Annotated in this window: 20 protein-coding genes; 10 read left to right on the forward strand and 10 right to left on the reverse strand. The window is 60.7% G+C overall.

All coding sequences use genetic code 11. The features are described from left to right. The first annotated feature begins 52 nt into the window (after positions 1-52). On the forward strand, positions 53-1,669 hold the full coding sequence (gene purH, locus AC0JZ4_RS05885) for a bifunctional phosphoribosylaminoimidazolecarboxamide formyltransferase/IMP cyclohydrolase (protein ID WP_471885483.1): 1,617 nt from the start codon (positions 53-55) through the stop codon (positions 1,667-1,669). Positions 1,670-1,678: 9 nt separating this feature from the next. Here purH and AC0JZ4_RS05890 read toward each other — a convergent pair whose 3' ends face one another. Both AC0JZ4_RS05890 and AC0JZ4_RS05895 read right to left on the reverse strand, forming a co-directional pair. Then, positions 1,679-3,079: an MFS transporter gene (locus tag AC0JZ4_RS05890; RefSeq protein ID WP_471885484.1), complete on the reverse strand. Its 1,401-nt coding sequence runs from the start codon at positions 3,077-3,079 to the stop codon at positions 1,679-1,681. A gap of 12 nt (positions 3,080-3,091) precedes the next feature. Then, entirely contained in the window at positions 3,092-7,852 is a 4,761-nt protein-coding gene (locus AC0JZ4_RS05895) for an NAD-glutamate dehydrogenase (RefSeq protein WP_471885485.1), read from the reverse strand. A gap of 224 nt (positions 7,853-8,076) precedes the next feature. Between AC0JZ4_RS05895 and AC0JZ4_RS05900 the strand changes: the two genes are divergently transcribed. After that, entirely contained in the window at positions 8,077-8,757 is a 681-nt protein-coding gene (locus AC0JZ4_RS05900; RefSeq protein WP_471885486.1) for a carbonic anhydrase, read from the forward strand. A 58-nt stretch (positions 8,758-8,815) separates the two neighbouring features. On the opposite strand, the gene AC0JZ4_RS05905 is transcribed toward AC0JZ4_RS05900, so the two are convergent. The 3 genes from AC0JZ4_RS05905 to AC0JZ4_RS05915 all read right to left on the reverse strand — a co-directional run bounded on the left by AC0JZ4_RS05905 (position 8,816) and on the right by AC0JZ4_RS05915 (position 11,098). Continuing rightward, positions 8,816-9,625 carry a lytic murein transglycosylase gene (locus AC0JZ4_RS05905; RefSeq protein WP_471885487.1) on the reverse strand — a complete coding sequence of 270 codons (810 nt, stop codon included), beginning with the start codon at positions 9,623-9,625 and terminating at the stop codon, positions 8,816-8,818. 185 nt (positions 9,626-9,810) lie between these two features. Next, positions 9,811-10,845, reverse strand: coding sequence for an aspartate-semialdehyde dehydrogenase (locus tag AC0JZ4_RS05910; RefSeq protein ID WP_471885488.1), 1,035 nt, complete (start codon positions 10,843-10,845; stop codon positions 9,811-9,813). Between the two features lie 112 nt (positions 10,846-10,957). After that, positions 10,958-11,098: a hypothetical protein gene (locus AC0JZ4_RS05915; protein ID WP_471885489.1), complete on the reverse strand. Its 141-nt coding sequence runs from the start codon at positions 11,096-11,098 to the stop codon at positions 10,958-10,960. 217 nt (positions 11,099-11,315) lie between these two features. Here AC0JZ4_RS05915 and AC0JZ4_RS05920 point away from each other — a divergent pair, with 217 nt between their 5' ends. Then, positions 11,316-13,013, forward strand: a complete 1,698-nt coding sequence (locus AC0JZ4_RS05920) for an MFS transporter (RefSeq protein ID WP_471885490.1) — start codon at positions 11,316-11,318, stop codon at positions 13,011-13,013. Positions 13,014-13,085: 72 nt separating this feature from the next. Here AC0JZ4_RS05920 and leuB read toward each other — a convergent pair whose 3' ends face one another. From leuB to AC0JZ4_RS05935, 3 genes are all read right to left on the reverse strand, one after another. Continuing rightward, a complete protein-coding gene (gene leuB / locus AC0JZ4_RS05925) occupies positions 13,086-14,195 on the reverse strand; it encodes a 3-isopropylmalate dehydrogenase (RefSeq protein WP_471885491.1) in 1,110 nt (369 codons plus the stop codon). Positions 14,196-14,341: 146 nt separating this feature from the next. Continuing rightward, positions 14,342-14,947 (reverse strand): 3-isopropylmalate dehydratase small subunit, encoded by a 606-nt coding sequence (gene leuD / locus AC0JZ4_RS05930; protein WP_471885492.1) that lies wholly within the window; start codon positions 14,945-14,947, stop codon positions 14,342-14,344. Between the two features lie 134 nt (positions 14,948-15,081). Continuing rightward, entirely contained in the window at positions 15,082-15,318 is a 237-nt protein-coding gene (locus tag AC0JZ4_RS05935; protein ID WP_471885493.1) for a hypothetical protein, read from the reverse strand. Between the two features lie 109 nt (positions 15,319-15,427). Between AC0JZ4_RS05935 and AC0JZ4_RS05940 the strand changes: the two genes are divergently transcribed. Both AC0JZ4_RS05940 and AC0JZ4_RS05945 read left to right on the forward strand, forming a co-directional pair. Then, on the forward strand, positions 15,428-16,312 hold the full coding sequence (locus AC0JZ4_RS05940; protein WP_471887809.1) for an HpcH/HpaI aldolase/citrate lyase family protein: 885 nt from the start codon (positions 15,428-15,430) through the stop codon (positions 16,310-16,312). 3 nt (positions 16,313-16,315) lie between these two features. After that, positions 16,316-16,522, forward strand: a complete 207-nt coding sequence (locus AC0JZ4_RS05945) for a DUF1737 domain-containing protein (protein WP_471885494.1) — start codon at positions 16,316-16,318, stop codon at positions 16,520-16,522. Positions 16,523-16,534: 12 nt separating this feature from the next. On the opposite strand, the gene AC0JZ4_RS05950 is transcribed toward AC0JZ4_RS05945, so the two are convergent. Continuing rightward, positions 16,535-16,975, reverse strand: a complete 441-nt coding sequence (locus tag AC0JZ4_RS05950) for a metallopeptidase family protein (RefSeq protein WP_471885495.1) — start codon at positions 16,973-16,975, stop codon at positions 16,535-16,537. Between the two features lie 170 nt (positions 16,976-17,145). Between AC0JZ4_RS05950 and AC0JZ4_RS05955 the strand changes: the two genes are divergently transcribed. The 5 genes from AC0JZ4_RS05955 (at position 17,146) to bfr (ending at position 23,885) form a co-directional block, all read left to right on the forward strand. Then, complete coding sequence (locus tag AC0JZ4_RS05955) at positions 17,146-18,120, forward strand: ImuA family protein (protein ID WP_471885496.1); 975 nt, start codon at positions 17,146-17,148, stop codon at positions 18,118-18,120. Continuing rightward, positions 18,092-19,576, forward strand: coding sequence for a Y-family DNA polymerase (locus AC0JZ4_RS05960; RefSeq protein ID WP_471887810.1), 1,485 nt, complete (start codon positions 18,092-18,094; stop codon positions 19,574-19,576). Before AC0JZ4_RS05955 ends, AC0JZ4_RS05960 begins: the two co-directional genes overlap by 29 nt. Beyond that, positions 19,573-23,007 (forward strand): error-prone DNA polymerase, encoded by a 3,435-nt coding sequence (locus AC0JZ4_RS05965; protein WP_471887811.1) that lies wholly within the window; start codon positions 19,573-19,575, stop codon positions 23,005-23,007. Before AC0JZ4_RS05960 ends, AC0JZ4_RS05965 begins: the two co-directional genes overlap by 4 nt. 115 nt (positions 23,008-23,122) lie before the next feature. After that, the gene (locus tag AC0JZ4_RS05970; protein WP_471885497.1) at positions 23,123-23,434 is read left to right on the forward strand and encodes a (2Fe-2S)-binding protein; all 312 of its coding nucleotides are present in this window, start codon (positions 23,123-23,125) and stop codon (positions 23,432-23,434) included. Continuing rightward, the gene (gene bfr / locus AC0JZ4_RS05975; protein ID WP_471885498.1) at positions 23,400-23,885 is read left to right on the forward strand and encodes a bacterioferritin; all 486 of its coding nucleotides are present in this window, start codon (positions 23,400-23,402) and stop codon (positions 23,883-23,885) included. Before AC0JZ4_RS05970 ends, bfr begins: the two co-directional genes overlap by 35 nt. Positions 23,886-24,805: 920 nt before the next feature. Here bfr and AC0JZ4_RS05980 read toward each other — a convergent pair. Then, on the reverse strand, positions 24,806-25,330 hold the full coding sequence (locus AC0JZ4_RS05980; RefSeq protein WP_471885499.1) for an RNA pyrophosphohydrolase: 525 nt from the start codon (positions 25,328-25,330) through the stop codon (positions 24,806-24,808). Positions 25,331-25,337 lie beyond the last annotated feature (7 nt).

Below are 25,337 nucleotides of genomic sequence, written 5' to 3' on the forward strand. Positions count from 1 at the left end.
GCGCCCATCCCCTTCCCTAGCCCTTCTGTGGCAGCTCTTTCAGGAGAGACCGATGGCCGTCGTTTCCAAGAAAATTCCCGCTCCCGATCGCGTCAAGATCCGTACCGCGCTTCTATCGGTTTCCGACAAGGCCGGGATCATCGAACTCGCAAGGGCGCTCGCTGAGCAGGGCGTCAGGCTTCTGTCGACCGGCGGCACGCACAAGGCGATCGCCGCTGCCGGACTGGCGGTGACCGATGTTTCCGACGTTACCGGCTTCCCGGAAATCATGGACGGTCGCGTCAAGACGCTGCACCCGAACGTGCATGGCGGTCTCCTCTCCATCCGCGACGACGAAGAGCATGTTGCGGCGATGAAGGAACACGGTATCGAGGGCATCGACCTTGCGGTCATCAACCTCTACCCGTTCGAGGAAGTGCGCGCGGCCGGCGGTGATTATCCGACGACGGTCGAGAATATCGATATCGGCGGCCCGGCGATGATCCGCGCCTCGGCGAAGAACCATGCCTATGTGACGATCGTTACCGATCCCGCCGACTACGACGCGCTGATCGAGGCGCTCAAGGCAAATGGCGGCGAGACGGAGTATGCGTTCCGCCAGAAGCTGGCGGCCAAGGCCTATGCCCGCACCGCCGCCTATGACACGGCAATTTCGAACTGGTTCGCCGAAGCACTCGAAATCGAGACCCCGGCCTACCGCACCATCGGCGGCGTGCTGAAGGAAGCCATGCGCTACGGCGAGAACCCGCACCAGAGCGCCGGCTTCTACGTGACCGGTGAAAACCGTCCGGGCGTTGCGACGGCCAAGCTGCTGCAGGGCAAGCAGCTTTCCTACAACAACATCAACGATACCGATGGCGCTTTCGAGCTGATCGGCGAATTTGCCGCCGACCAGGGCCCGGCCTGCGCGATCATCAAGCATGCCAACCCTTGCGGCGTTGCCACCGGTTCGACGTTGAAGGATGCCTATCTTCGGGCACTCGCCTGCGACAGCACCTCGGCATTCGGCGGTATCATCGCGGTCAACCAGCTCCTCGATGCGGAGACGGCGGAAGAGATCGTCAAGCTGTTCACCGAAGTCATCATTGCCCCTGAAGTTTCCGACGAGGCGCAGCAGATCATTGCGGCCAAGAAGAACCTTCGTCTGCTGGTGACCGGTGGCCTGCCCGATCCGCGCTCGCGCGGCATCACGGCGAAGACCGTTGCCGGCGGCCTTCTGGTGCAGAGCCGCGACAGCGGCGTGATCGAGGATGTCGATCTCAAGGTCGTTACCAAGCGCGCGCCGACCGCGACCGAGATGGAAGACCTGAAATTCGCCTACAAGGTTGCCAAGCACGTCAAGTCGAACGCGATCGTCTATGCCAAGGACGGCCAGACGGCCGGTATCGGCGCCGGTCAGATGAGCCGTATCGATTCCGCCCGCATCGCCGGCCTGAAGGCCGAGGATGCCGCAAAGGCGATGGGTTGGGCCGAGCCGATGACCAAGGGGTCGGCGGTTGCTTCAGAAGCCTTCTTCCCGTTCGCGGACGGTCTTCTGTCGGCGATCTCGGCCGGTGCCACCGCCGTCATCCAGCCAGGCGGCTCGATGCGTGACGCGGAAGTCATTGCCGCTGCCGACGAGCACGGTGTCGCGATGGTCTTTACCGGCATGCGCCACTTCCGCCACTAGGAAGGCGAGCTACAAAGCCGGGGTCTCTCCGGCTTTGTCTGCCGGATAAGGCGTTGCGACGAGCAGCGCCAGGCCGGCGACGAGGAAGATGAGAAGCGTCGCCATGCCGAGATGGGCCGAGCCCGTGGCATAGGTGGCGAGAGAAAAGGACAGGGTGGCGAGAAAGCTCGTCGCCCGTCCCGAGAGCGCATAGATGCCGAAATAGCGCCCGGCTTCATGCAGCTCGATCGACCGCGCCAGATAGGAGCGCGACGAGGCCTGTACCGGGCCGAAGGCGATGCCGATCAGAAGGCCGAACAGGACATAGGCCTTTTCCGCCGCTGTGCCGAACCAGCCCTGGCTGTCTTCCAGCGATAATGGCAGCAGACCGAAGAAAACGCTGCCCGGATTGGTGGAAATGATGCCGAGCGTTGCGACGAGCAGAAGGCAAAGGCTGACGAGCACGACCGTCTTGGAGCCGAGCACCCTGTCCAGCAGGCCTGCCGCCATGCAGCCGAAGATCGCCACGACATTCAATATGATGCCGTAGAGGCCGATCTCGATCGTCGCCCAGCCGAACATGCCGGCGGCAAACACGCCGCCGAGAATGAGGAGGCCGTTGACGCCATCCTGATAGAGCATGCGGGCGATCAGGAACCGGGTGATGTTCCTCCGTTGGCGCAGCTCGCGGAGCGTGCCGTGCAGTTCCGTAAAGCCGGAGCGGACGGCGGCGGCAAAGGGCAGGCCCTTTTCGGCATCCGGGGTGAAGAGGAACATCGGCAGGATGAAGACGAGATACCAGAGGGCAGCGATCGGCCCGGTGATGCGCGCGTCTTCTCCTGTGATCGGGTCGAGGCCGAAAAGCGGGGGGATGCCGATCAGGGTCAGGCCCGTCTGCGGGCTTGCGGCAAGTAGCGTGACGACCGCGATCAGCACGATCATGCCGCCGAGATAGCCCAGACCCCAGGCGATGTTGGAAATGCGACCGGAATCCTCACGGGCAACGAGGCGCGGCATCATGGAATCGTTGAAGACGATCGAAAATTCCGCTGCGATCGAGGCCAGGATCATGAAGGTGATGGGCCAGATGATGGGTGAGCCGGGCGCGGCGAACCACAGCATTGCAAGGCTTGCGATCTTGAGGGCGGCAAAGGCGGCGATCCAGGGTTTTCGCGCGCCGGACTGATCGGCGATCGAGCCGAGGATGGGAGAGAGGATGGCGATGACGATCGACGAGATCGTCGCCATATTGCTCCAGGCGGCCTGGGCTGAGACCGGGTCCTGCGTGAGCCGGGAGACGAAATAGGGGCCGAAGATGAAGGTGGTGACGACGGTGAAAAAGGGCTGGGCTGCCCAGTCGAACAGCATCCAGCCCCATATGCCGCGCCGGCTCGCTACCGCCGGCGCTTCTGCCTCTTTCACCAAGGTCATCCCGTTCCCATTCTAGATCAGCCGCCTGTGTGCCAGGTCTCCGAGCAAGCCGGCGGCGACGGAGATTTTCGGCAAGGTCGGATCGCCGCTGTCGCCGATCGCCATCAGCTCCGCGCCGATGCGGTTGACGCGGACGCGATCCGCCGCAATCCATGCCTCGACCGGCTTCTTGTCCTTGCGATGTTCGGTCAGCGCCGCCGTGACGATGTCGCGGCGGGCAGAGGCGAGCTGCTGCAGGCTGCGCGACAGGGCAAGGCTTTCGTAGTGATCCGAGGTGGCGATCCGCTCGCCCGCCACGATGAGGCGGTTGACGCGGAAGGTTTCGGTGACCGTGAAATAGCTTTCCGTGGCGCGGGCCATGGTCTCGCCGGTGCGTTCGGCAATCAGCATGATTTCCGGCACGATGACGAGGGCCGACAGCATGCGGATCTCGCCGATCAGGTCGGCGGGCGCGCCCTGGGCCTCAAGCTCGGCGGCAAGCGGCGCCGTCTCGGCGATGATCGCGTCCGTCACGGTACCACGCAGGCCCTTGATGGCGGCCTTGAGACGGGTGACGGCCTCCGTCATGTCGGCGGCGCCGATCTGCGTCTGCAGCGCCAGATAGGTGCCGAGCACGATGATGCGGCTCACCTGCGCATAGAGCTCGTTCTGGGCGCTGCCGGCGATCTCATTGTCGAGAGCATCGATGCGGGACCAGAGCTGCGGCAGGTCGAAACCATCACGGATGAGGAAGATTGCCTTGACGATGTTGGCGCTGCTGGCGCCCGTCATGTCGGCCATCATCTGGATCAGGCCGGGGCCGCCGCGATTGACTGCCTCGTTGGCGAGCGCCGTTGCGACGATCTCGCGATGCAGGCGGTGCTGGCCGATGTCCGCGGCATAGGGTTTCTGCATCTTGGCTGGGAAATAGGCCTTCAGCACCGAGGCGAAATACGGGTCGTCGGGAATGCCGCTTTCCAACAGGGCATCGAAAAGAACGATCTTCGAATAGGAAAGAAGCACGCCGATTTCCGGACGGGTGAGCGGCCGGCCGGCGGCGTAGCGTTCCGCCAGTTCAACATCGTCCGGCAGGGTCTCGACCTTGCGGTTGAGCTTGCCCTGAGCTTCCAGCACCGACATCAGGCGGGCAAGCTGCTCGCGGTTTGCCGTGCCGCGGCGCTCGATGAGCGAGATCGACAGCGGCTGGAGATAGTTGTTGCGCAGCACGAGATCGGCGACCTCGTCTGTCATCGAGGCAAGCAGCTGGTTGCGCTTGGCGCGTGGCAGGCGACCGTCCTGCATGGCGGCGTTGAGGGCGATCTTGATATTGACCTCGACGTCGGAGGAGTTGACGCCGGCGGAATTGTCGATCGCGTCCGAATTGCAGCGCCCGCCAGCCAGCGCGTAGGCAATGCGACCCTTCTGGGTGACGCCGAGATTGGCGCCCTCGCCGATCACCTTCGCACCGACTTCCGCCGCGATGATACGGATCGGATCATTGGCGCGATCGCCGACTTCCGTATCCGTCTCGGATGCGGCCTTCACGTAGGTGCCGATGCCGCCGAACCAGAGAAGATCGGACTGGCTCTTGAGGATCGCGGTTATGATCTCGAAGGGGGTGGCCGTCGTCTTGTCGAGGCCGATCGCCGCTGCTGCCTGTTTCGTCAGCTTGACCGACTTCTCCGTGCGGGAGATGATCATCGCACCTTCGGACAGGGTCGAGCGGTCGTAATCCTGCCAGCTGGAGCGCGGCAGGGCGAACATGCGGCTGCGCTCGGCGAAGGATGCGTCGGTGTCAGGATCGGGATCGATGAAGATGTCGCGGTGGTCGAAGGCGGCGATCAGTCGGATCTTTTCCGAAAGCAGCATGCCGTTGCCGAAGACGTCGCCCGACATGTCGCCGACGCCGACGACGTTGAACGGGGTCGTCTGGATGTCGATGTCCATCTCGCGGAAGTGTCGCTTGACGGCTTCCCAGGCGCCGCGGGCGGTGATGCCCATCTTCTTGTGGTCGTAGCCGGCCGAACCGCCCGAGGCGAAGGCATCATCGAGCCAGAATCCGGCTTCCTGCGCCAGGCCGTTGGCGGTGTCGGAGAAGGTTGCCGTGCCCTTGTCGGCAGCGACGACGAAATAGGGATCGTCGCCATCGATGCGGATGGTGTTGTCCGGGCCGATGATCTCGCCTTCGACGATGTTGTCGGTGATCGACAACAGGGTGCGGATATAGGTCTTGTAGGCTTCCCTGCCGGCGTTGAAGATATCGTCACGGGAGCCGCCGGCCGGCAGCATCTTGGGGAAGAAGCCGCCCTTGGCGCCGACCGGCACGATGACGGCGTTCTTGACCTGCTGTGCCTTTACGAGACCGAGCACTTCGGTGCGGTAGTCCTCGCCGCGGTCCGACCAGCGCAGCCCGCCGCGGGCGACCTTGCCGAAGCGCAGGTGCACGCCCTCGACCTCGGTGCCGTAAACGAACATCTCACGGAAGGGGCGCGGTTCCGGCAGGCCGTCGAGCTGGCTCGGATCGAACTTGAAGGCGAGCATGCGTTTTGGCGCGCCGGTCTCATCCTTCTGGAAATAGTTGGTGCGCAGCGTCGCATCGATGGCGTTGACGAAGCGGCGCAGGGTGCGGTCTTCATCGAGGCTCGGGACGGAGGACAGTCTTTCCTCGATCTCCTCGTTAAGCTGGGTGAGCTTTTTCGTGCGTTTCTTTTCAGACAGGTCCGGATCGAAGCCGATCTGGAAGAGCGCGAAAATATCGGCGGAGACCTGCGGATACTTGACCAGCGTGTCGGCGATATAAGTCTGCGAATAGACGATGCCGGTCTGACGCAGGTAGCGGGCATAGGCGCGCAGCACTGTGGTTTCGCGGGCGGAGAGGCCGGCGAGCAGGACGAGGCGGTTGAAGCCGTCATTGTCCGTCAGGCCGTTGAAGGCGAGAAGGAAAGCGTCTTCGAGGCGCTGGCCTTCCTGCTCGAGATCGATCTCGCGGCCTTCGCGCAGCTCCAGTTCCATGTCGTGCAGGACGATGAGCTGTGAGGTGGGGCCGGCATGGATTTCGAACGTCTGCTCGCTGACAACGCGGAAGCCGAGGTTTTCCAAAAGCGGCACGCGGCGCGAGAGCGAAAGGTGGTGATCGCGGTGGAAGATCTTCAGCGAAACGCTGTTCTGCGCGTCGCTCGGGCGCTTGTAGAACTCGATGCGGATCGCCTCACCTGCAACGCAGGCCGCGATATCCGGCAGGTCGGCAAAGGTCTCTTCCGGGCTGAAGGCTTCCTGGAAGGCGTTGGTGACAGACAGGCGCGGGCCATCCGCCGCAAGCAGGGCGAAGCGGTCCTCCCAGGGGGTGGAGATGAGGCGGATCGCCTCCTCGAGTTTTGCCTGCGCAACCCGCGGGGTCTTGCCGCCGCTGCGGCCGATGATGAAGTGGACGCGGGCCACGCCGCCTTCCGGGAAGGCCGGATAATAGGCGGAGACGTGGCCTTCGAACACGTCCGAGAGATAGGCGCCGACCTTTTCACGAACCAGCGAATTATAGTCTTCGCGCGGCACGTAGACGATGGTCGAGACGAAGCGGTCGAAATGGTCGATACGGGCAAGCACGCGCACCCGCGGCCGCTCGCTCAGATCCATGATCTGTTCGCAGAATTTCGCCAGAAGCTCGCGGTCGATCTGGAAGAGGTCGTCACGCGGATAGGATTCCAGCGTGTTGTCGAGCATGCGGCCCGAATGGCTGTAGGGGTCGAAGCCGAAATGTTCGTCGATGCCGGCAACCTTTTCCCGCAGCAGCGGAATTTCGCGCACGGAACCGGTGTAGGCAGTGGCGGTGAACAGGCCGACGATGCGCAGTTCGCCGACGACCTTGCCGTTCTCGTCGAAGCGTTTGACGCCGACATAATCCATATAGGCGCGGCGGTGGACGACCGATTTCACATTCGCCTTGGTGACGATGAGGAATTGCGGTCCGTCGAGGAATTCGAGGATTTCGGGCGTCGTCGTGACCTGGTCCTTGCCCTGGCGGAGCACCAGCACGTCGGGGTCGGAGAGGATGCCAAGGCCCCTGCCCTTGCCGCGCTCGACCGTCGCCTTGGACCCCTTGCCCGAATAGACATATTCACGCATGCCGAGGAAGGTGAAGTTGTCGTCGCGCAGCCAGTCGAGGAAGGCGAGCGCCTCTTCACGATCGGCACCTTTTCTCGGCTTGGCGTTCAGCAATTGCTTCGACGCGCCGTCCAGCGTGTCGAGCATTGCCGACCAGTCGGTGATCGCGAGGTGAACCTGATCGAGGATGAAGCGAATGCGCTCGACCAGGTGATCGGCCTGTTCCGCGGTCAGCTGGGCGATGTGGATCTGGATCAGGCTGACCTGATGGGCGGGATCGACGGGTGCTTCATTGCTGCGCAGCACCGGGTCCTTTCCCGGCTCCATCGTCAGGATCGGGTGTACGGCCATGGCGAGACCGCGGTGCGTGGCGGTTACCTCGCCCATGACGGAATCGAACAGGAAGGGCATGTTGCGGTCGACGACGGTTACAACCGAGACCGGCATGCCGCCAGGTTCGACGCCCGGCACCGGCATGACGGTGATATCGGCGCGAATGCGGCTCCAGCCTTTCAGGCGGGCGCCGGCATGGGCGGCGGCGATACCCAGCATTTGCGGCGTATAGGCGGCGATGTCGTCATCGCTGGCGCGGCCGAACATCAGGGCGGGATCGAGATAGTCCGGGCTCGACTTGGCAGCAAATGACTTTGCCTCGTCCATCTGCTTGGAGCGTTTTGCGCTGTTCTTCCAGACCATGATCTCTCCCCAAAGGCCGAATGCCGCGATCCGACATGTCCAACCTGTCGATTTCGAGGCAAATCACATTGTTTTGGAGAGCATTAGCGACGAGATGTGTCAAAGCAACCGTCGCTTGGCAATAAAAACGCGATTGTCGGTGTTTCGCTGTTGCCATGAGGATTACGCGTGGGGCGCAGACAGCCCGTTGATCTTATCGGAAAGCCGTAATATTCGTTGCGGCCATGACGGATTTTCCAGAAAAACTGCTTGCGGGTTACCGCAACTTCATGAGCGGCCGCTATACCGACGAGCGCGAACGCTACCGTGTTCTCGCCGAGAACGGCCAGAAGCCGCATACGCTGCTGATTGCCTGTTGCGATTCTCGCGCCGCACCGGAGACGATCTTCGACTGCGGTCCGGGCGAACTCTTCGTCGTGCGCAACATTGCCAACATGGTGCCGCCCTACGAGCCGGACAGCCAGCTGCACGGCACATCGGCGGCACTCGAATATGCGATCCAGGTCCTGAAGATCCGCGATATCGTGATCATGGGCCATGGCCGCTGCGGCGGTATCCAGGCAGCACTCGATCCCGAATTGCAGCCGCTTTCGCCGGGCGATTTCATCGGCAAGTGGATCGGTCTGGTGAAGCCTGCGGCCGAGCAGATCCAGAGCAATGACCTGATGACCACGGCGGAGCGGCAGACGGCGCTCGAGCGCGTCTCGATCCGCAACTCGATTGGCAATCTCGACACCTTCCCCTTCGTCAAGGCGCTGACCGACAAGGGTGAGCTTTCCGTCCACGGAGCCTGGTTCGACATTTCCAGCGGCGAATTGTGGGTGATGAACGACAAGGGCGATTTCATCCGCCCGGACCTCGAAACGGAACAGGCGCCCGACCTTTCCGATCAGGCGCCTGCCTAAGTCCAGAGCATTTCCGCCTCTCGAACGGGGCGGCGGAAATGCCTTCTTTTGCTAAATCCTACTTGCCGTCGATTTCGGCGCCCATATAGGCAATCGCGCGCTGATAGACCGTTGCGGCGTTCCAGCCCTGGATCGCCACGAAGCTCGGCTGGCCCGGCTGATAACCGGCACCCGACACCCATCCGTGACCTTTCAGGAAGTTGGCCGTCGATGCGAGCGCGTCGGCGCGCGAGCCGACCATGTCGACATGGCCATCGCCGTCGCCGTCGGCACCGTAGCGGATGACGTTGAGCGGCAGGAACTGGGTCTGGCCGATTTCGCCGTGGGCGGCGCCCTTGGCGGTGGTGCTCAGGTCGCCGCGGGCAACCAGCTGCAGCGCCGCGTAAAGCTGTTCGGTGAAGAAGGCCGAGCGGCGGCAGTCATAGGCGAGCGTCGCGACGGCCGAGAGCGTGTGCTGGTTGCCGAGGAAGCGACCAAAGCCGGTCTCCATGCCCCAGATCGCGATGATCGGGCCGGCCGGCACGCCGTAGCGGCTTTCGAGACGGTTGAAGAGGCCCGCATTGGCCGACTTCATCTTCTTGCCCTGGGCAATGATGGTCGAAGCCCCGCGCTTCTTGAGGAATTCCTCGAAGGAGAGCTTGAAGCTGCGCTGGCCGCGGTCGGCGCTGATCGTCGCACGATTGTACGAGACATTGGCGAAGGCGCGGTCGATTACGGAAGGGCTGATGCCGTTCGAGGGGGCTACCTGCTTGAATTCCTGAACCCAGCGGTTGAAGCCGGAGGAGTCGTTGCCGCATTGCTGGGCGAGTGCCGGGCCTGCTGCGATCACGCCGCCAAAGACCAGTGCTGCCGATAAAATCTTCTTCATTCGATCATCCGTCCCTCGCCAATCATAGGCGCCGTTCTTGTATTCACTATTCGTTGTAAAGCGGTCATCTGCAAGCAATCCGCACCAAAACCGCCATGAATAGTTCGTGAAGGTTTGCCGCAAACAAGAAAATCCCGCCTTTCGGCAGGATTTTCTAATTCAATATGCTTAACGATTTCTGTCGATCAGGCTGCGGCCTTGCGCGGCTTGATGAGGCCGCGATTGACCAGCAGTTCGGCGATCTGGATTGCGTTCAAAGCCGCACCCTTGCGCAGGTTGTCCGAGACGACCCAGATGTTGAGACCGTTCTCGACGGTCGCATCTTCGCGGATGCGTGAAATGTAGGTCGCATCTTCACCGGCGGACTCGATCGGGGTGATGTAGCCACCGTTCTCGTGCTTGTCGATGACGAGGCAACCCGGTGCTTCGCGCAGGATATCGCGCGCCTGATCGGCGGTGATCTCGTTTTCGAACTCGATGTTGACCGATTCCGAATGACCGATGAAGACCGGGACGCGCACCGCGGTGCAGGTGACCTTGATCTTCGGGTCGAGCATCTTCTTGGTTTCGGCCAGGACCTTCCACTCTTCCTTCGTATAGCCGTCTTCCATGAAGCTATCGATATGCGGGATGACGTTGAAGGCGATGCGCTTTGTGAACTTCTTCGATTCGACCGGGTCTGCGACAAAGACGGCGCGGGTCTGGGTGAAGAGCTCGTCCATGCCTTCCTTGCCGGCACCGGAGACCGACTGGTAGGTGGAAACGACGACGCGCTTGATCTTGGCGAAGTCGTGCAGCGGCTTCAGCGCGACGACGAGCTGGGCGGTCGAGCAGTTCGGGTTGGCGATGATGTTCTTCTTGGTGAAGCCCGCGATTGCGTCCGCGTTGACTTCCGGCACGATCAGCGGAACCTCGGAATCGTAGCGCCATGCAGAAGAGTTGTCGATGACGACGCAGCCCTGGGCGCCGATCTTCGGGGACCACTTCTTGGAAATGTCGCCGCCGGCGGACATGAGGCAGATATCGGTCGTCGAGAAATCGTAGTTCTCGAGGTTGGACACTTTCAGCGTCTTGTCGCCGAAGGAGACCTCGGTGCCCTGCGAACGGGCGGAGGCGAGTGCGACGACTTCGTCAGCCGGGAAACCGCGCTCGGCGAGAATGTTCAGCATTTCCCTGCCGACATTGCCGGTAGCGCCGGCGACTGCAATCTTGAAACCCATGTCTATGCTCTCTTTCTGTCTCTCCGCGGGCTGGTGAGGGGGAACACATGCGCATCTCGCGCTGTGTTCCTCGTCCCCGGCCTTACCGGGGAGAGAGCGGAGGCCAGAGACGTCAGACGATAATTTTCGTCGTCGTTTTGGCCATGGTTTTGGAGAAAGCGAAAAAACGCTGCCCGGCGTGTTCGGCCGGCAGGCTAGATGCAGCGATGTCGAATTCGCAGGCGATCATTTGGGCGTTTTCCCGTTCGGGCATGTGTTTAGAACATTCTGTAACGGAGTCAAGCAAGCTGTAAGCTGAAACGGTTTCAACTTCGGCTTCGGTCTTAGACGAAAGTCATAATCCCAAAGCATCACTCATCGGTTGTCCTGATTTCTGTCAATCTGGGATCATCGCGTCACGGTTGTTTCGGTGAAGGAGGAAAGCCGAAACGGTTTCCGGGCGCGGGTTTCACCTTGTTGGGAGGACGACAATGGCAAATGTCACAGCGACGGCCGATACCAGGACAAAGCCGATGACGCCCGAGGAGAGGAAGGTGATCATCGCCTCCTCGCTCGGTACCGTGTTCGAATGGTACGATTTCTATCTCTACGGAACGCTGGCCGCGATCATCGGCAAGCAGTTCTTTTCGCAGTTTCCGCCGGCGACGCAGGCGATCTTCGCACTTCTGACCTTTGCCGCAGGCTTCCTGGTGCGCCCCTTCGGCGCCCTGGTTTTCGGCCGTCTCGGCGATCTCGTCGGCCGCAAGTACACATTTCTTCTCACCATCCTGATCATGGGCCTGTCGACCTTCGCGGTCGGCCTTCTGCCGAGCTATGACCAGATCGGCGTCATTGCACCGATCATTCTCGTCGTGCTGCGCATGGCTCAAGGTCTGGCGCTGGGCGGTGAATATGGCGGTGCGGTGGTCTATGTGGCCGAGCATTCGCCGCGCAACCGGCGCGGTTTCTACACGGCCTGGATCCAGACCACGGCGACACTGGGTCTGCTCCTGTCGCTGTTCGTGATCGTGACCCTGCGCATGAATCTCGGCGAGGAAGCGTTCCAGACGACACAGCCGATCTTCTTCGGCCTGACGGGCGGATGGCGCATTCCCTTCCTCCTGTCGATCATTCTTCTGATCATCTCGATCTACATCCGTCTGCAGATGCATGAATCGCCGATCTTCAAGAAGATGAAGGAGGAGGGGACCCAGTCCAAGGCGCCGCTATCGGAAGCCTTCGGCAACTGGAAGAACGGCAAGATCGTGCTGATCGCGCTGTTCGGCCTCGTGATCGGCCAGGCGGTCGTCTGGTATACGGGACAGTTCTACGCCCTGTTCTTCCTGCAGACCGTGCTGAAGGTCGATCTTCTCACCGCCAACGTGCTGATCGCCTGGGCGCTGATCATCGCCACGCCCTTCTTCCTCGTCTTCGGTTCGCTTTCGGACCGGATCGGGCGCAAGCCGGTGATCCTGGCGGGCTGCATTCTTGCGGCGGCCACCTACTTCCCGCTGTTCAGCGCGCTGACGACGGCGGCAAACCCGACCTATTCCACGGCGATCGAGACGGTTCGGGCAGAGGTTTCCGCCGATCCCGCCACCTGCGGCTCGCTGTTCGATCCGGTCGGTATCCGCACCTTCACGACGCCCTGCGACGTGATGCGCCGCACGATGTCGCAGCAGGCCTTCCGCTATACGCAGGTGGCAGCGCCTGCGGGTTCGCCGGCTCAGCTCATCGTCAATGGCGGTGCGCCGATCGCCTTTACCGACGCTCCGTCGTTCACGGCAGCACTCGGCCCGGCGATGGTTGCAGCCGGTTATCCGGCGGCGACCGATCCGGCCAAGGTCAAGGTCGACGGCTTCTTCTCCGCACTCGGCAGCGCTCAGTCGCTGAAAGTGATCGCCATCCTGACGGTGATGGTCATCTACGTGACCATCGTCTACGGCCCGATCGCCGCCGCACTGGTGGAGTTCTTCCCGACCCGCATCCGCTATACGGCGATGTCGCTGCCCTACCACATCGGTAATGGCTGGTTCGGCGGCCTGCTGCCGGCCACGTCGTTTGCGATCGTCGCCTCGACCGGCGATATTTTCGCAGGCCTCTGGTACCCGGTCATCTTCGCGCTTCTGACGGTCGTCATCGGCGTCCTGTTCGTTCGCGAAAAGCGGGATGTCGATCTCGCGGGCTAAAGGCTCCCGTCCGGATAAAAGAAAGGGCCCGGTGCGATGCGCCGGGCCCTTTTTCATTCCAGTCCGTCCTGTTCAGGCCGAAAGGGCCTTGAATTCCTTGAGGATCGCGTCGCCCATCTCGGCGGTGCCGACCTGGCGGCAGCCTTCGGCCATGATGTCGCCGGTGCGGATGCCCTGATCCAGCACGTTGGCGATCGCCTTTTCCAACCTATCGGCTTCGGCCACCATGTTGAATGAATAGCGCAGGCACATGGCAAACGAGGCGATCATCGCGATCGGGTTGGCGATGCCGCGGCCGGCGATATCCGGTGCCGAACCGTGGACCGGCTCGTAAAGCGCCTTGCGCGTGCCGGTCTTGGCGTCAGTCGCACCAAGAGAGGCCGACGGCAGCATGCCGAGCGAGCCGGTCAGCATCGCTGCAACGTCGGACAGCATGTCGCCGAACAGGTTGTCGGTGACGATGACGTCGAACTGCTTTGGCGCACGCACGAGCTGCATGCCGCCGGCATCGGCCAGCATGTGGTCCAGCTTGACGTCGGAATAGGCGCGCTTGTGGGTTTCGGTGACGACCTGGTTCCACAGGACGCCGGACTTCATGACGTTGCGCTTTTCCATCGAGCAGACAGCGTTCTGGCGGGTACGGGCCAATTCGAAGGCGACGCCGGCGATGCGTTCGATTTCGTAGGTGTCGTAGATCTGGGTGTCGATGCCGCGCTTCTGGCCGTTGCCGAGATCAATGATTTCCTTCGGCTCGCCGAAATAGACGCCGCCGGTCAGTTCGCGGACGATGAGGATGTCGAGACCCTCGACCAGCTCCGGCTTCAGCGAGGAGGCAGCGGCAAGTGCGGGATAGCAGATGGCCGGGCGCAGGTTGGCAAAAAGCTCCATATCCTTGCGCAGGCGCAGCAGGCCGGCTTCCGGGCGAACCTCATACGGAACGCCATCCCATTTCGGGCCGCCGACGGCACCGAACAGGACCGCATCGGCAGCCATGGCCTTTGCCATGTCGGCATCGGAAATCGCAACGCCATGGGCGTCATAGGCGCAGCCGCCGACAAGGCCTTCATCGAGCGTGAAGTCGGCGCCCATCGCTTCGTTCATATGGGCGATGATCTTGCGGACTTCGCCCATGGCTTCTGGGCCGATGCCGTCGCCGGGAAGAAGGAAGAGGTTCTTTGCCATGTCTTAAAACACCTTGGGTTCGACAGGCCCACCATCCCCCCGCGCGGGCTGACCCGCGCTTGGCTAAAACCTCGTCCGAGCCTGCCGAAGGACGAGGCCAGAACAGATCAGACTATGCCGCTTGCGAGCCTGCGCATCGGATTTCCTCAGAGCCAGGGGCGTTCGCTGCGGTTCTTCGCCTCGAAGCTCGAAATCGCGGTATCGCTCTTCAATGTCGAGGCGATGTCGTCGAGACCTTCGAGAAGGATGTGTCGGCGGCCGGGATCGATATCGAAATGCAGGCGGCCGCCATCCGGACCGGTGATTTCCTGGGCTTCCAGATCGATCGTCAGGATCGCGTTCGAACCGCGGTCAGCATCATCCAGCAGCTTTTCCAGGTTTTCCGGGCTGACGATGATCGGCAGGATGCCGTTCTTGAAACAGTTGTTGTAGAAGATATCGGCGAAGCTGGTGGAGATGACGCAGCGGATGCCGAAATCGAGCAGCGCCCACGGCGCATGTTCGCGCGACGAGCCGCAGCCGAAATTGTCGCCCGCGACAAGGATCTTGGCACCGCGATAGGCCGTCTTGTTCAGCACGAAGTCGGGGTTTTCCGAGCCGTCCTCGTTATAGCGCGCTTCGGCAAACAGGCCTTTGCCAAGGCCGGTACGCTTGATTGTCTTCAGATAATCCTTCGGGATGATCATGTCGGTGTCGATGTTGACGACCGGAAGAGGGGCGGCGACGCCAGTCAGCTTGTCGAATTTTTCCATGATCGGCCTCAGATAATACGTTTATGGAGGCTGCCATAAAGTATTTTTGGGAGAATTTGAAGGCCGATTCAGTACCGATCAGTACGTAGGCGCTTCACGGCGGGCTTTCCTGCCCAGCCGTGAATGCACCGGTATCACATATCGATAATGGTGCCGCGGCCATCGTTCCAGACACGCATGTCGGCGCGCCGCGCCTTAGCTCCGCTGGCCCGGACGGGTGCAGGCTTCATGCGGCTCGAAAGCGCCTTGCCGATCGACAGAATGGCGAGCGTGCCCATGAAGGCAACGGTCAGGGAGGCTGTCAGCAGGGCTGCCACGGCGATTGCGGCAATGCCTGCGAGAATGACGACGAAGGAACGAATGTTCTGCATATCCAATACCTTTCTGTAACCGGAAATGTGGGACTTGCAATTCCGGCTTGCAAGAGGTTTTCGCGGCCGATCTACTGTCGGGACATTAAAAGATGGTCATAAAAGAGTGATGGAAGTCCTGATGCATCCTGTCCTGCGCCCGCGCCGCTCTCTCCTCAGCGTTCCGGCAGACAACCGGCGGGCGCTGGAAAAGGCACCCATGCTCGATTGCGACGGGGTGATCTACGATCTGGAGGATTCCGTTTCGCCGGAAAGGAAGGGGTCGGCGCGGGATAACCTCGCCGCAGCCTTTGCTCTCAAACCTTCGCCGCCAAAGGAGAGGATCATCCGGATCAATCCTGTGGCGAGCGGGTTCGGCGCAGCTGACATGGCGCTGGTGACGAGGCTTCAGCCTGATGCGGTGCTCGTTCCAAAGGTCGAACATGCTGCTGACCTTGCGGCAGTGGCGGGGGGGTTGGCGCAGGCTTCACCCGTGCGACCGATCGCCTTGTGGGCGATGATCGAAACGCCGAAAGGGGTTTTGAATGTCGCCGCCATTGCCGCTAAGGCCGCGCCCCAATGTTTCGTCGTCGGATTGAACGATCTGCGCAAGGAGACCGGTGTTCCGCCCCTGCCCGGCCGGACCTACCTGGTGCCCTGGCTGATGCAGATCGTGCTGGCCGGGCGCGCCTTCGGCACTGACGTGATCGACAGCGTCTTCAACGATTTCAGGGATGGCGCCGGTTTCGACGCTGACTGCGCGCAAGGGCGGGCCATGGGATTTTCCGGGAAAATGCTGATCCATCCGGCGCAGATCGAACCGGCAAACCGGCATTTCGGGCCTGATGAGAACGCTATTTCAGAGGCACGGGCGATCGTCGCCGCGTTCGACAAACCAGAGGCCGAGGGCAGAAATGTCATCGACATCGATGGAAAAATGGTCGAGCGTCTTCACCTCGTCGAGGCAGAGGCGCTATTGGCCAAAGTCGCGTTCATTACCGAAAGAAAGGCATAAAGCATGAAACTCTACCGACTGCTCACCGCTGTGGACGACGCGACCTTCTGCCACAAGGTGACGGCTGCCTTGAACAAGGGATGGGAGCTTTACGGTTCACCGACCTATGCCTTCAATTCCGCAACCGGGATCATGCAATGCGGCCAGGCCGTGACCAAGACGGTGCATGGCAAGGAATATACGCCCGATACGAAGCTCGGCGAGCAGTAAGCTGCTGATCGGTCAGCGCTGGGTGGCGGCATCCTCGGCGCTGGCCTCTATCCGCTCCATATCCTCGTCGCTCAGGCCAAAATGGTGGCCGATCTCATGGATCAGGACATGGGTGATGATATCGCCGAGCGTTTCGTCATTTTCGGCCCAGTAATCCAGGATGGGGCGGCGATAGAGACGGATGCGATTGGGAAGTTCGCCGGTTTCAACGGTGAACCGTTCCGAAATTCCTCGACCTTCAAAAAGCCCCAGCAGATCGAATGGGGTTTCCAGCGCCATATCCTCGAAGACGTCGTCGTCCGGAAAGTCTTCGATCTCGATGGTGAGATTGGCCGTCAGGGCTCGAAACTCCTGCGGAAGATGACCATAGGCGTCGATCGCCAGCGATTCAAACGTGCTTATCGTTGGCGCATGGCGGTCCTGCCAGTCGTCTGTTTGGTCAATGCGAGCCATCGGTTCTCCCTTTGTCGATGACATATAAGGCCATCGCCGCCTTTTTTCGAGATAAGAATCATCGCCGTAGCAAATGAGGAAAAGATTCCTGCTTTGCTGCGATTGACTCCTTGGAGCCTCTCTGGAATCTATAAGAACATAGAGTGAACATTAAGGATCGAGCTGACGCCATGGCCAGGACCGCCGCGGCGCAGGAGACGCTTTTTGCCCTGCGCGAACAGATAGCCAGAATGGAAGGCAAGGCCCTGCCTGCTGCTGTTGCCGCCGCGCAGGCGGATGCGGCCCTGCGGATCAGCGGCGGCGATGCCCATAGCGTGCGCCCACCCATGGCATTCGGCATTCCAGCTTTGGATGGGGCGCTGGACGGCGGGCTAGACCTTGCGTCGATTACGGAAATCCGCTCGCTTTCCTTCTATGATGCGGGTTCCACCTGCGGCTTCGCTCTGTCGCTTGCCGCGCAGGTAAAGGCCTATGGTGAGGCTGTTGCCAGAGGCGACAGGGCGGGCGGTACAGGAGCGGACGCGCCGCTGCTGTGGATTGCCGATGGGTTATGCGGTCATGAAGTGGGAAACCTGCATGCCGGAGGGCTTCGTCAGTTCGGCATCGATCCCGGCCGGCTTTTCCAGGCCATGCCCCGTCGGCTGGACGATGCCCTTTGGCTGGCAGAGGCCGCCCTGACAAGCGGGGCATTTGCGGCAACGATCCTTGAGATTCACGGAAACCCCAAATTTTTCGGCCTTGCGGAAAGCCGCAGGCTCAGTCTTCGGGCAAAGGCGGCGGGACGGCCGCTCTTCCTGTTACGGCATGCGGGAGACGAGGAGGCAAGCAGCGCCTCCTTCCGCATGCTTATCAAGCCGGCGCCGGCCTTTGAGCGGCGTCTTGCGAATGGCAGCATGCTTGGCGGCAGCATCGGCCATTCGGTTTTCCAGCTCACCCTGGAGAAGAGCCGCAACCCCGGCCCTCTCTCCTTCCTTCTGGAGTGGAACCCTCGTGACCGCCAATTTTACCTTGCCCAAAATCCAACAGGATCTGCTTACGCAGGGGCGCGGCCAGCGCATCCTGGCTCTTTATTTCCCGTATCTGGCAACCGACAGGATCGCGCGCAAACTCTGGGGCATGTCATGGCGTTCGAAAGAGCGTCCTGATCATCCCCCGATCCTGTGCGCCGGGCGCCGCGACAATGCCCTGCGGCTGACCGCACTCGATGAAAGCGCCAGATCTCTCGGCTTGAAGCGCGGGCAGGCGCTTGCCGAAGCACGTGCCATGTATCCGGAAATTGACATTTTCGATGAGGACGAAAAGGCCGATCTGGTGCTTCTCGAGGCGATCGCCGATTGGTGCGACCGCTATACGCCCCTCGTCTCTCTCGATGGGGCGGATGGTCTGTTCCTCGATATAAGCGGCTGCGCCCATCTTTTTGCGGGAGAGGAGGCGATGCTGCGCGATGTGCTTTTCAGGCTCGGACAGATGGGGTTTGCCGTGACGGGAGCGATCTCGCCCTCGCCCGGCCTTTCCTGGGCTCAATGCCGGTTCGGCAGCGGCGGGGTGATAAGCGGGGAGGATATCGGTGCGGTTCTCGGCGCTCTGCCGGTACAGGCACTGCGACTTGAGGAAAGTACCGTTGTCTCGCTCTGCAAGCTCGGTTTGAAACTGGTTGCCGATCTCGTTTGTGTGCCGCGCGCCTCGCTGGCCCGGCGGTTCGGGGGAAAGCTACTCTTGCGGCTGGATCAGGCGCGGGGTGAAAACGAAGAGGCGATTTCGCCAAGGCGGCCCGTCGCAGCACTGTCCGCGGAGCGGCAACTGGCCGAACCGGTTCAGGCGGAAGAGGATATTCTCGGCCTGACCTGCGAGATTGCCTCCTCGCTGAAGTTCAGGCTCGAGGCCCGCGGTGTCGGCGGACGGGTTTTCGAACTCGTTCTCTTTCGCGTCGATGGCCGGGTGTTTCGCATATCCGCGCGCGCTTCGCGCCCCTTGCAGGATGCAAGGAGGATTTCCGCCCTGTTCTCGGAGCGCCTCAATGCCGTTCATGATGATCTCGAGGCTGGTTTCGGCTTCGAGCTTCTGCGGCTCAATGTGCTTCAACATGATGCCGTCGATGCGGTCCAGAACGATTTTTCCGGTGATGCGGCAAAGAACGTCTGCCTTGCCGATTTCATCGACAGGGTATCGGCCCGGTTCGGCGCGGAGTGTCTGAAGATCTTTCAGTTGCAGCAGAGCCATATTCCGGAGCGCGCAGAGACACTGGTGCCGGCAATCGCCGCAACGACCAGGCGACCGGATGTCGAAGGCGCTTCATTCACGCCATGCACCGACCGTCCCTTGCGGCTCCTTCGGTATCCCGAGAAGATCGAGGCCTTTGCGGCAATCGTTCCGGACGGGCCGCCGCAACGGTTTCGCTGGCGTCATGTGCTGCACAAGGTTACGCGCGCGGAGGGGCCGGAAAGGATTGCGCCAGAATGGTGGCTCGACGGCGAGAAGGCCGTGGCGCGGGACTATTATCGCCTGGAAGGTGAAGGCGGACGGCTCTTCTGGGTGTTCAGGCTCGGCCCTTATGATCCCGAAAACCCGCCCGTGTGGCGTATGCACGGGGTTTTTGCCTGATGGATGCCCAAACTTTTTTCGAGATCGGCGCAAAGACGAATTTTTCCTTTCTGGAGGGGGCCGCGCGGCCGGAGGAAATGGTCGTGACAGCGAGTGTCCTCGGCCTTTCCGGCTTGGGTATTGCTGACCGTAATTCGGTGGCCGGTGTTGTCCGCGCCCATAACCAGGCCTGTGAAATGCAGGAACTGGTCAAGCTGAGGCAGGGGGAGGCGCTACAGGACGATGGGGGGGAAGAGATAAGACCGTCCGGCTTTCATCCCGGCGCACGGCTGGTGTTTTCCGACCGAACGCCGGATATGCTTGCCTATCCGATGAACAGGAGGGGCTGGGCCAATCTTTGCCGTCTGCTGAGCCGGGGCAATCTCAGAGCCGAAAAGGGCTCCTGCATTCTGGAGGAATGGGATCTTCTGGAATGGTGCCACGAGATGATGCTTGCGGTCGTCCCGGATTATTCCAGGGCGGAGGAGGGTGCCTATCTTGAAGAGCTTGCCAAGAAACTCGGGTGCTATCGCGAGAAATTCGGCACGACCGTCTATCTCGCCCTTTCACCTACCTATGACGGGCGCGATCCTTTCGTCTTTGCCAGCTTTGCGCAGATCGCAGCCCGGAAAGGCGTGCCGCTTATCGCGACGAACCTGCCTGTATTCTCCCTGCCTGACCGGCGGTCCCTTGCCGATGTGGTCACAGCGATCCGCAATCATGTGACGATCCAGGAGGCGGGGTTCAGACTGGCGCCGCATGGCGACAGATATCTGAAGCCGGGATCGGAAATGGCCCGCCTCTTTCGCGTTTATCCCGAGGCGGTTGCCAATACGGCGCATTTCTGTGCCCGGCTCCAATTTTCCCTTGATGAATTGAAGCACAATTATCCCGATGAGAGCGTGCCCGGTGAAACGGTTTCCGAAACGCTGGAGCGCCTGACCTGGGAGGGCGCGCGTCGGCGCTTTCCAGCGGGGCCCACACACCAGTTGGAAGCGCAGATCCGCGAAGAGCTCGCGCTGATAAAGGAGATGCAATACGAACCCTATTTCCTCACTGTCCGGCATATCGTCTGGCATGCTCGCGATGTTCTGAACATACTCTGCCAGGGCCGTGGGTCGGCCGCCAACTCGGCCGTGTGTTACTGCCTCGGCATTACCGACGTTAATCCTGAAGAGGCGACGTTGCTGTTTGCCCGCTTCATTTCCACCGAGCGTAACGAGCCGCCGGATATCGACGTCGATTTCGAGCATGGCCGACGGGAAGAGGTGATCCAGTATATCTACAGTCACTACGGTTATCGTCATGCAGGACTGACTGCGGCCGTGACCAGTTACCGGACCCGGATGGCCGGGCGTGAGGTGGCAAAGGCATTCGGTCTTTCGGAGGACGTGCAGGCGGCATTGTCGAGTACCGTCTGGGGATGGTCGGAAGACGGGTTGACCGAACGGGAGGCAAAGGTCGCAGGGCTCGATGTCGGCGACCCGCTGACGAAAAAGGTGATTGCCCATGCACGGGAACTGATGGGCTTTCCCAGGCACCTGACCCAGCATGTCGGCGGTTTCCTGATCACCCGTGACAGGCTCGATGAAGTGGTGCCGATCATGAAGACGGCGATGCCGGGCCGTTACATGATCGAATGGGACAAGGATGATCTCGATACATTGAAGCTTCTGAAGATCGATGTCCTCGCACTCGGGATGCTGACCTGTCTGAAGAAGGCTTTCGGGCTGCTCAGCGAGCACTATGGGCGGCAAGAGACATTGGACAGTCTTCAAAAGACGAAAGATGCGAATGTCTACGACATGATCTGCCGGGCGGATACGATCGGGGTGTTCCAGATCGAAAGCCGGGCACAGATGAGCATGCTGCCCCGTTTGCGTCCACGGGAATTCTACGACCTCGTCATCGAGGTGGCGATCGTGCGGCCGGGGCCGATCCAGGGCAATATGGTGCATCCCTATCTCAAGCGGCGCGAGATGCGTAATGCCGGAAAGCTGATCCCCTATGAAAGGCCGGAACTGAAAGAAGTCCTGGGCAGAACCCTGGGCGTGCCGCTGTTTCAGGAACAGGCGATGCAGATCGCCATCAAGGCCGCCGGTTTTCCTCCGGAGAAGGCTGACCAGCTGCGCCGGTCCATGGCGACGTTCAAGCGATCGGGGCGGGTCAACGAATTCGAGCGAGATTTCATCGCCGGCATGCGTAAGAATGATTATTCGGAAGCATTTGCGCGGCAATGTTTCGAGCAGATCAAGGGCTTTGCCGAATACGGTTTTCCGGAAAGCCACGCGGCGTCCTTCGCGCTTCTTGTCTATGCATCATCCTGGATCAAAACCTACTATCCGGACATTTTCTGCACCGCCCTTTTGAATTCCCAGCCAATGGGTTTTTATGCGCCGTCACAGCTTATTCGCGATGCGCGCGAACATGGTGTCGTGGTCATGCCGGTCGATATCAATCGCTCGCAATGGGACTGCACTCTGGAAGCGGTTGAATTCGATCGTCACTGGATCGATCCGCGTCATCGTTCGATGCAGAACGTCATCAAGACCGGATATGGCGTCAGGTTGGGTTTTCGGCAGGTGAAAGGCCTGAACGAGACGAAGATGATCGACAAGCTCATCGCCAATCGGACCGAGCAATATGCAAGCGTGCATGATCTCTGGTTTCGGTCCGGCCTGGACAGGGGGAGCCTGGAAAGGCTGGCGGATGCCGATGCTTTCAATTCGATCCGCTTGTCGCGGCGCGAAGCCTTGTGGGCGGTTCGGGGGCTGGAGGACCGAACTTCATTCGACCAGGCGCCACTGTTCGAAACGGCCGGAGGTGCGGATCTGCGCCGTGAGGCGGATGTCCAGCTGCCGCTGATGCTTCCGGGAGAAGAGGTGATCGAGGACTACCGGCATCTTTCCCTGTCCCTCAAGGCGCATCCGGTCTCCTTTCTGCGCGATACGTTCCGCTCCATGGGAATTGCCCGTAGTGTCGATCTGCTTGAAGTGCGCAATGGTCAGAGGGTGACGATCGGCGGCGTGGTTCTCGTCAGGCAGCGGCCGGGTTCAGCAAAGGGTGTGATCTTCATCACGCTGGAAGACGAGACGGGTGTTGCCAATGCGATTGTGTGGCCGGCGGTGTTTGAAAAGTACCGATCGGTGGTGATGGGGGCTCGTTTGGTGAAAATCCGTGGCAGATTGCAGAGCCAGCATGGCGTCATTCATACGGTCGTCGAGCATATCGAGGACATAACGCCGATGCTGGGTCTGTTGCAGAAGGAGGTGCGGCGGTTCGGTGGGCCAAGGTCGGATGAGGCACTCAAATCCGGTGGTGGTTCGTTGCGAGCAAGGACCCCGCCGCGAGGCGAAGGCCATTCCGACAAGCACGAAATGACACTTGGTAATGGTGCGCCGCAGGGGGCTGATCCCGGAAGCGTCATGCCGAAAGGGCGCAATTTTCACTGATGTTGCGCGGCACTTCGAAAATCTGTGATCGACTGAGATTGAAATTTTCTTGACATATTAGCTCTTCTTTTGGAAAAGGAGATAAGTTTCGTCATGTTTGACAGGTCTTCCGGGAATGCTCGTCTGCAGTTGCAACTACATCACCGACAGGGAAATCAAGGACGTCATCGTCCAGCTTCTTGACGAAGACTGTTGGCAGCTCATCGTTCCGGCGAAGGTCTATCATGCGATGAGCAAAAGGGGCCGCTGTTGCGGCTGCTTCCCGAACGTCGTGGATCTGATCATCCGCACGACGGAGGAATATCACGCCCTGCGTCACTCGACGGAGGACGAAGTCGTTGTATATATGTCTCGCTTGAAACAGTTCCATGAGGACAACAGGAGAGCGGACATTGAAAGGCGACAAAAGAGTCATCGAGCGGCTTAACGAGGCACTTTTCCTCGAGCTCGGAGCCGTAAACCAATACTGGCTGCATTACCGTCTTCTCAGCGACTGGGGTTTCACCAAGCTGGCGAAGAAGGAACGTGCCGAATCCATCGAAGAAATGCAGCATGCCGATCGTCTGATCGACCGGATCATCTTCCTGGAAGGCCACCCCAACCTGCAGACGCTTGCGCCGTTGCGCATCGGCCAGAATGTCAAGGAAGTACTGGAAGCGGATCTCGCCGGCGAATACGACGCCCGCACCGCCTACAAGGCATCCCGTGATCTCTGTCATGAGGCAGGCGACTACGTGTCCATGAAGCTGTTCGAACAGCTGCTCATGGACGAGGAAGGTCACATCGACTTCCTCGAGACGCAGCTCGAACTGCTTTCCAAGATCGGTGAAGAGCGCTACGGCCAGCTCAACGCGGAATCGGCTGATACCGCCGAATGATCTGCGGGACCCGGCGTCAGCGCTGGGGCCATGCACAGTAAGCCGATCGTCCTTCCGCTTGCCGCAGAAGGGCGATCGGTTGCGATCCGTCCGGCGCCCGCTTAGTTTTCGCGGCGCCGGTCAACCGGAACGAGCTGCAAGCTTGGTAGCGCGCCTTGCGCACTCTGGATGCTCCGATCAGGCTCCGCGATCCTTTCCGGTGCCTACGCGGTCCGGTCCGCAAAGTTTCCGGCCTTTCCCGGAACGAGCTCAACACCTGCTCTGCCCGACGTCGATCGGCCGGGCTGCGCTCTCGGCCCAATTCGCCTCGATCGCCGGCTGGCCAAAGCCTTTGTGGTCGCATTCGTGACTGCCGGATCTTTCAGCCGAAACACATTGTGCCCAAGCCACAGACATCTCAACAGCATTGTCTGCGATGATTGGATCACCTGGAATGCGCTACATCTCCTGCTTGACACGAGTGCGGACAAAAACTGTTTCCCAGTTTGGAATTGCCTTATCGCATGTGCCTCGAAAGTAGACCTCGGTTCCGGGACAGAAACATGGGTCGAGAATGCCGAGCTGCAGCGTGTGGAGCAAATCTGGAAGATGGCGGCATGTCCAAACGGACGCAATTGCGCGCAGGATGATGTGCAGCAGGGGGCGAGGTTTCTACCATGGGCGAGCGATCGCCGGGCAGCCAGAGTCTGACTTTCTAAAGCACGTCGCGATCTTTCAGATTCGCTTGCCGTGCTTTGGCTCCTTGTTTTTGCGCATGTCTTTATCCCGAAACCGGTGACCACTTTCGGGAGGCATGCTGCAACGTGGGGCCACCGACCTGCCGTTAAGGACATGAGCAGAAGCAAGGCTCTATGAGGCGTGCGGAGCACGCCTCAAGAATAGCAGGTGCGGCAGGTTTTGGAGAGCTGGAGATGCCGTGGTCAGGCTGCCAGATGGGAGAATTCGGCAACCACTTGCTCATAGACACCGCGCTTGAACGGCACGATCAGGCCGGGCAGGTCTCGCATCGGTTTCCAGTCCCAGGCATCGAATTCGGCTGTATGGCCGCCGGGCGGTGGATTGATGGCGATCTCGTTCTCATCGCCGTCGAAGCGGAAAGCGAACCAGCGCTGCGTCTGCCCGCGATATTTTCCTTTCAGCCCGATACCGATCAGCTGCGGCGGCAGGTCATAATTGATCCAGTCGCGTGACTGCGCCAGCAACGTCACCGTTTTCATGCCCGTCTCTTCGTGCAGCTCACGATAGGCAGCGGGGAGCGGGTCTTCTCCCTTATCTATACCGCCCTGGGGCATCTGCCATAGCTGGGGCGAGCCGTCATATTCGCTGTTGGCCTCGGAGATGCGCCGGCCTGCCCATACGAGGCCCTGCCGATTGAGCACCATGATGCCGACGCAAGGTCGATAGGGCAGGTCTTCCGCCTTCAGGTGCCCGCTCTTCTTGCCCATGCATTCT

Source organism: [Rhizobium] kunmingense, from assembly GCF_977018605.1.

Coding starts and splice junctions, on each gene's coding strand:
- purH (WP_471885483.1), top strand. CDS start 53: ATGGCCGTCGTTTCCAAGAAAATTCCCGCTCCCGATCGCGTCAAGATC.
- AC0JZ4_RS05890 (WP_471885484.1), bottom strand. CDS start 3,079: ATGACCTTGGTGAAAGAGGCAGAAGCGCCGGCGGTAGCGAGCCGGCGC.
- AC0JZ4_RS05895 (WP_471885485.1), bottom strand. CDS start 7,852: ATGGTCTGGAAGAACAGCGCAAAACGCTCCAAGCAGATGGACGAGGCA.
- AC0JZ4_RS05900 (WP_471885486.1), top strand. CDS start 8,077: ATGACGGATTTTCCAGAAAAACTGCTTGCGGGTTACCGCAACTTCATG.
- AC0JZ4_RS05905 (WP_471885487.1), bottom strand. CDS start 9,625: ATGAAGAAGATTTTATCGGCAGCACTGGTCTTTGGCGGCGTGATCGCA.
- AC0JZ4_RS05910 (WP_471885488.1), bottom strand. CDS start 10,845: ATGGGTTTCAAGATTGCAGTCGCCGGCGCTACCGGCAATGTCGGCAGG.
- AC0JZ4_RS05915 (WP_471885489.1), bottom strand. CDS start 11,098: ATGCCCGAACGGGAAAACGCCCAAATGATCGCCTGCGAATTCGACATC.
- AC0JZ4_RS05920 (WP_471885490.1), top strand. CDS start 11,316: ATGGCAAATGTCACAGCGACGGCCGATACCAGGACAAAGCCGATGACG.
- leuB (WP_471885491.1), bottom strand. CDS start 14,195: ATGGCAAAGAACCTCTTCCTTCTTCCCGGCGACGGCATCGGCCCAGAA.
- leuD (WP_471885492.1), bottom strand. CDS start 14,947: ATGGAAAAATTCGACAAGCTGACTGGCGTCGCCGCCCCTCTTCCGGTC.
- AC0JZ4_RS05935 (WP_471885493.1), bottom strand. CDS start 15,318: ATGCAGAACATTCGTTCCTTCGTCGTCATTCTCGCAGGCATTGCCGCA.
- AC0JZ4_RS05940 (WP_471887809.1), top strand. CDS start 15,428: ATGGAAGTCCTGATGCATCCTGTCCTGCGCCCGCGCCGCTCTCTCCTC.
- AC0JZ4_RS05945 (WP_471885494.1), top strand. CDS start 16,316: ATGAAACTCTACCGACTGCTCACCGCTGTGGACGACGCGACCTTCTGC.
- AC0JZ4_RS05950 (WP_471885495.1), bottom strand. CDS start 16,975: ATGGCTCGCATTGACCAAACAGACGACTGGCAGGACCGCCATGCGCCA.
- AC0JZ4_RS05955 (WP_471885496.1), top strand. CDS start 17,146: ATGGCCAGGACCGCCGCGGCGCAGGAGACGCTTTTTGCCCTGCGCGAA.
- AC0JZ4_RS05960 (WP_471887810.1), top strand. CDS start 18,092: ATGTCATGGCGTTCGAAAGAGCGTCCTGATCATCCCCCGATCCTGTGC.
- AC0JZ4_RS05970 (WP_471885497.1), top strand. CDS start 23,123: ATGCTCGTCTGCAGTTGCAACTACATCACCGACAGGGAAATCAAGGAC.
- AC0JZ4_RS05980 (WP_471885499.1), bottom strand. CDS start 25,330: ATGGGCAAGAAGAGCGGGCACCTGAAGGCGGAAGACCTGCCCTATCGA.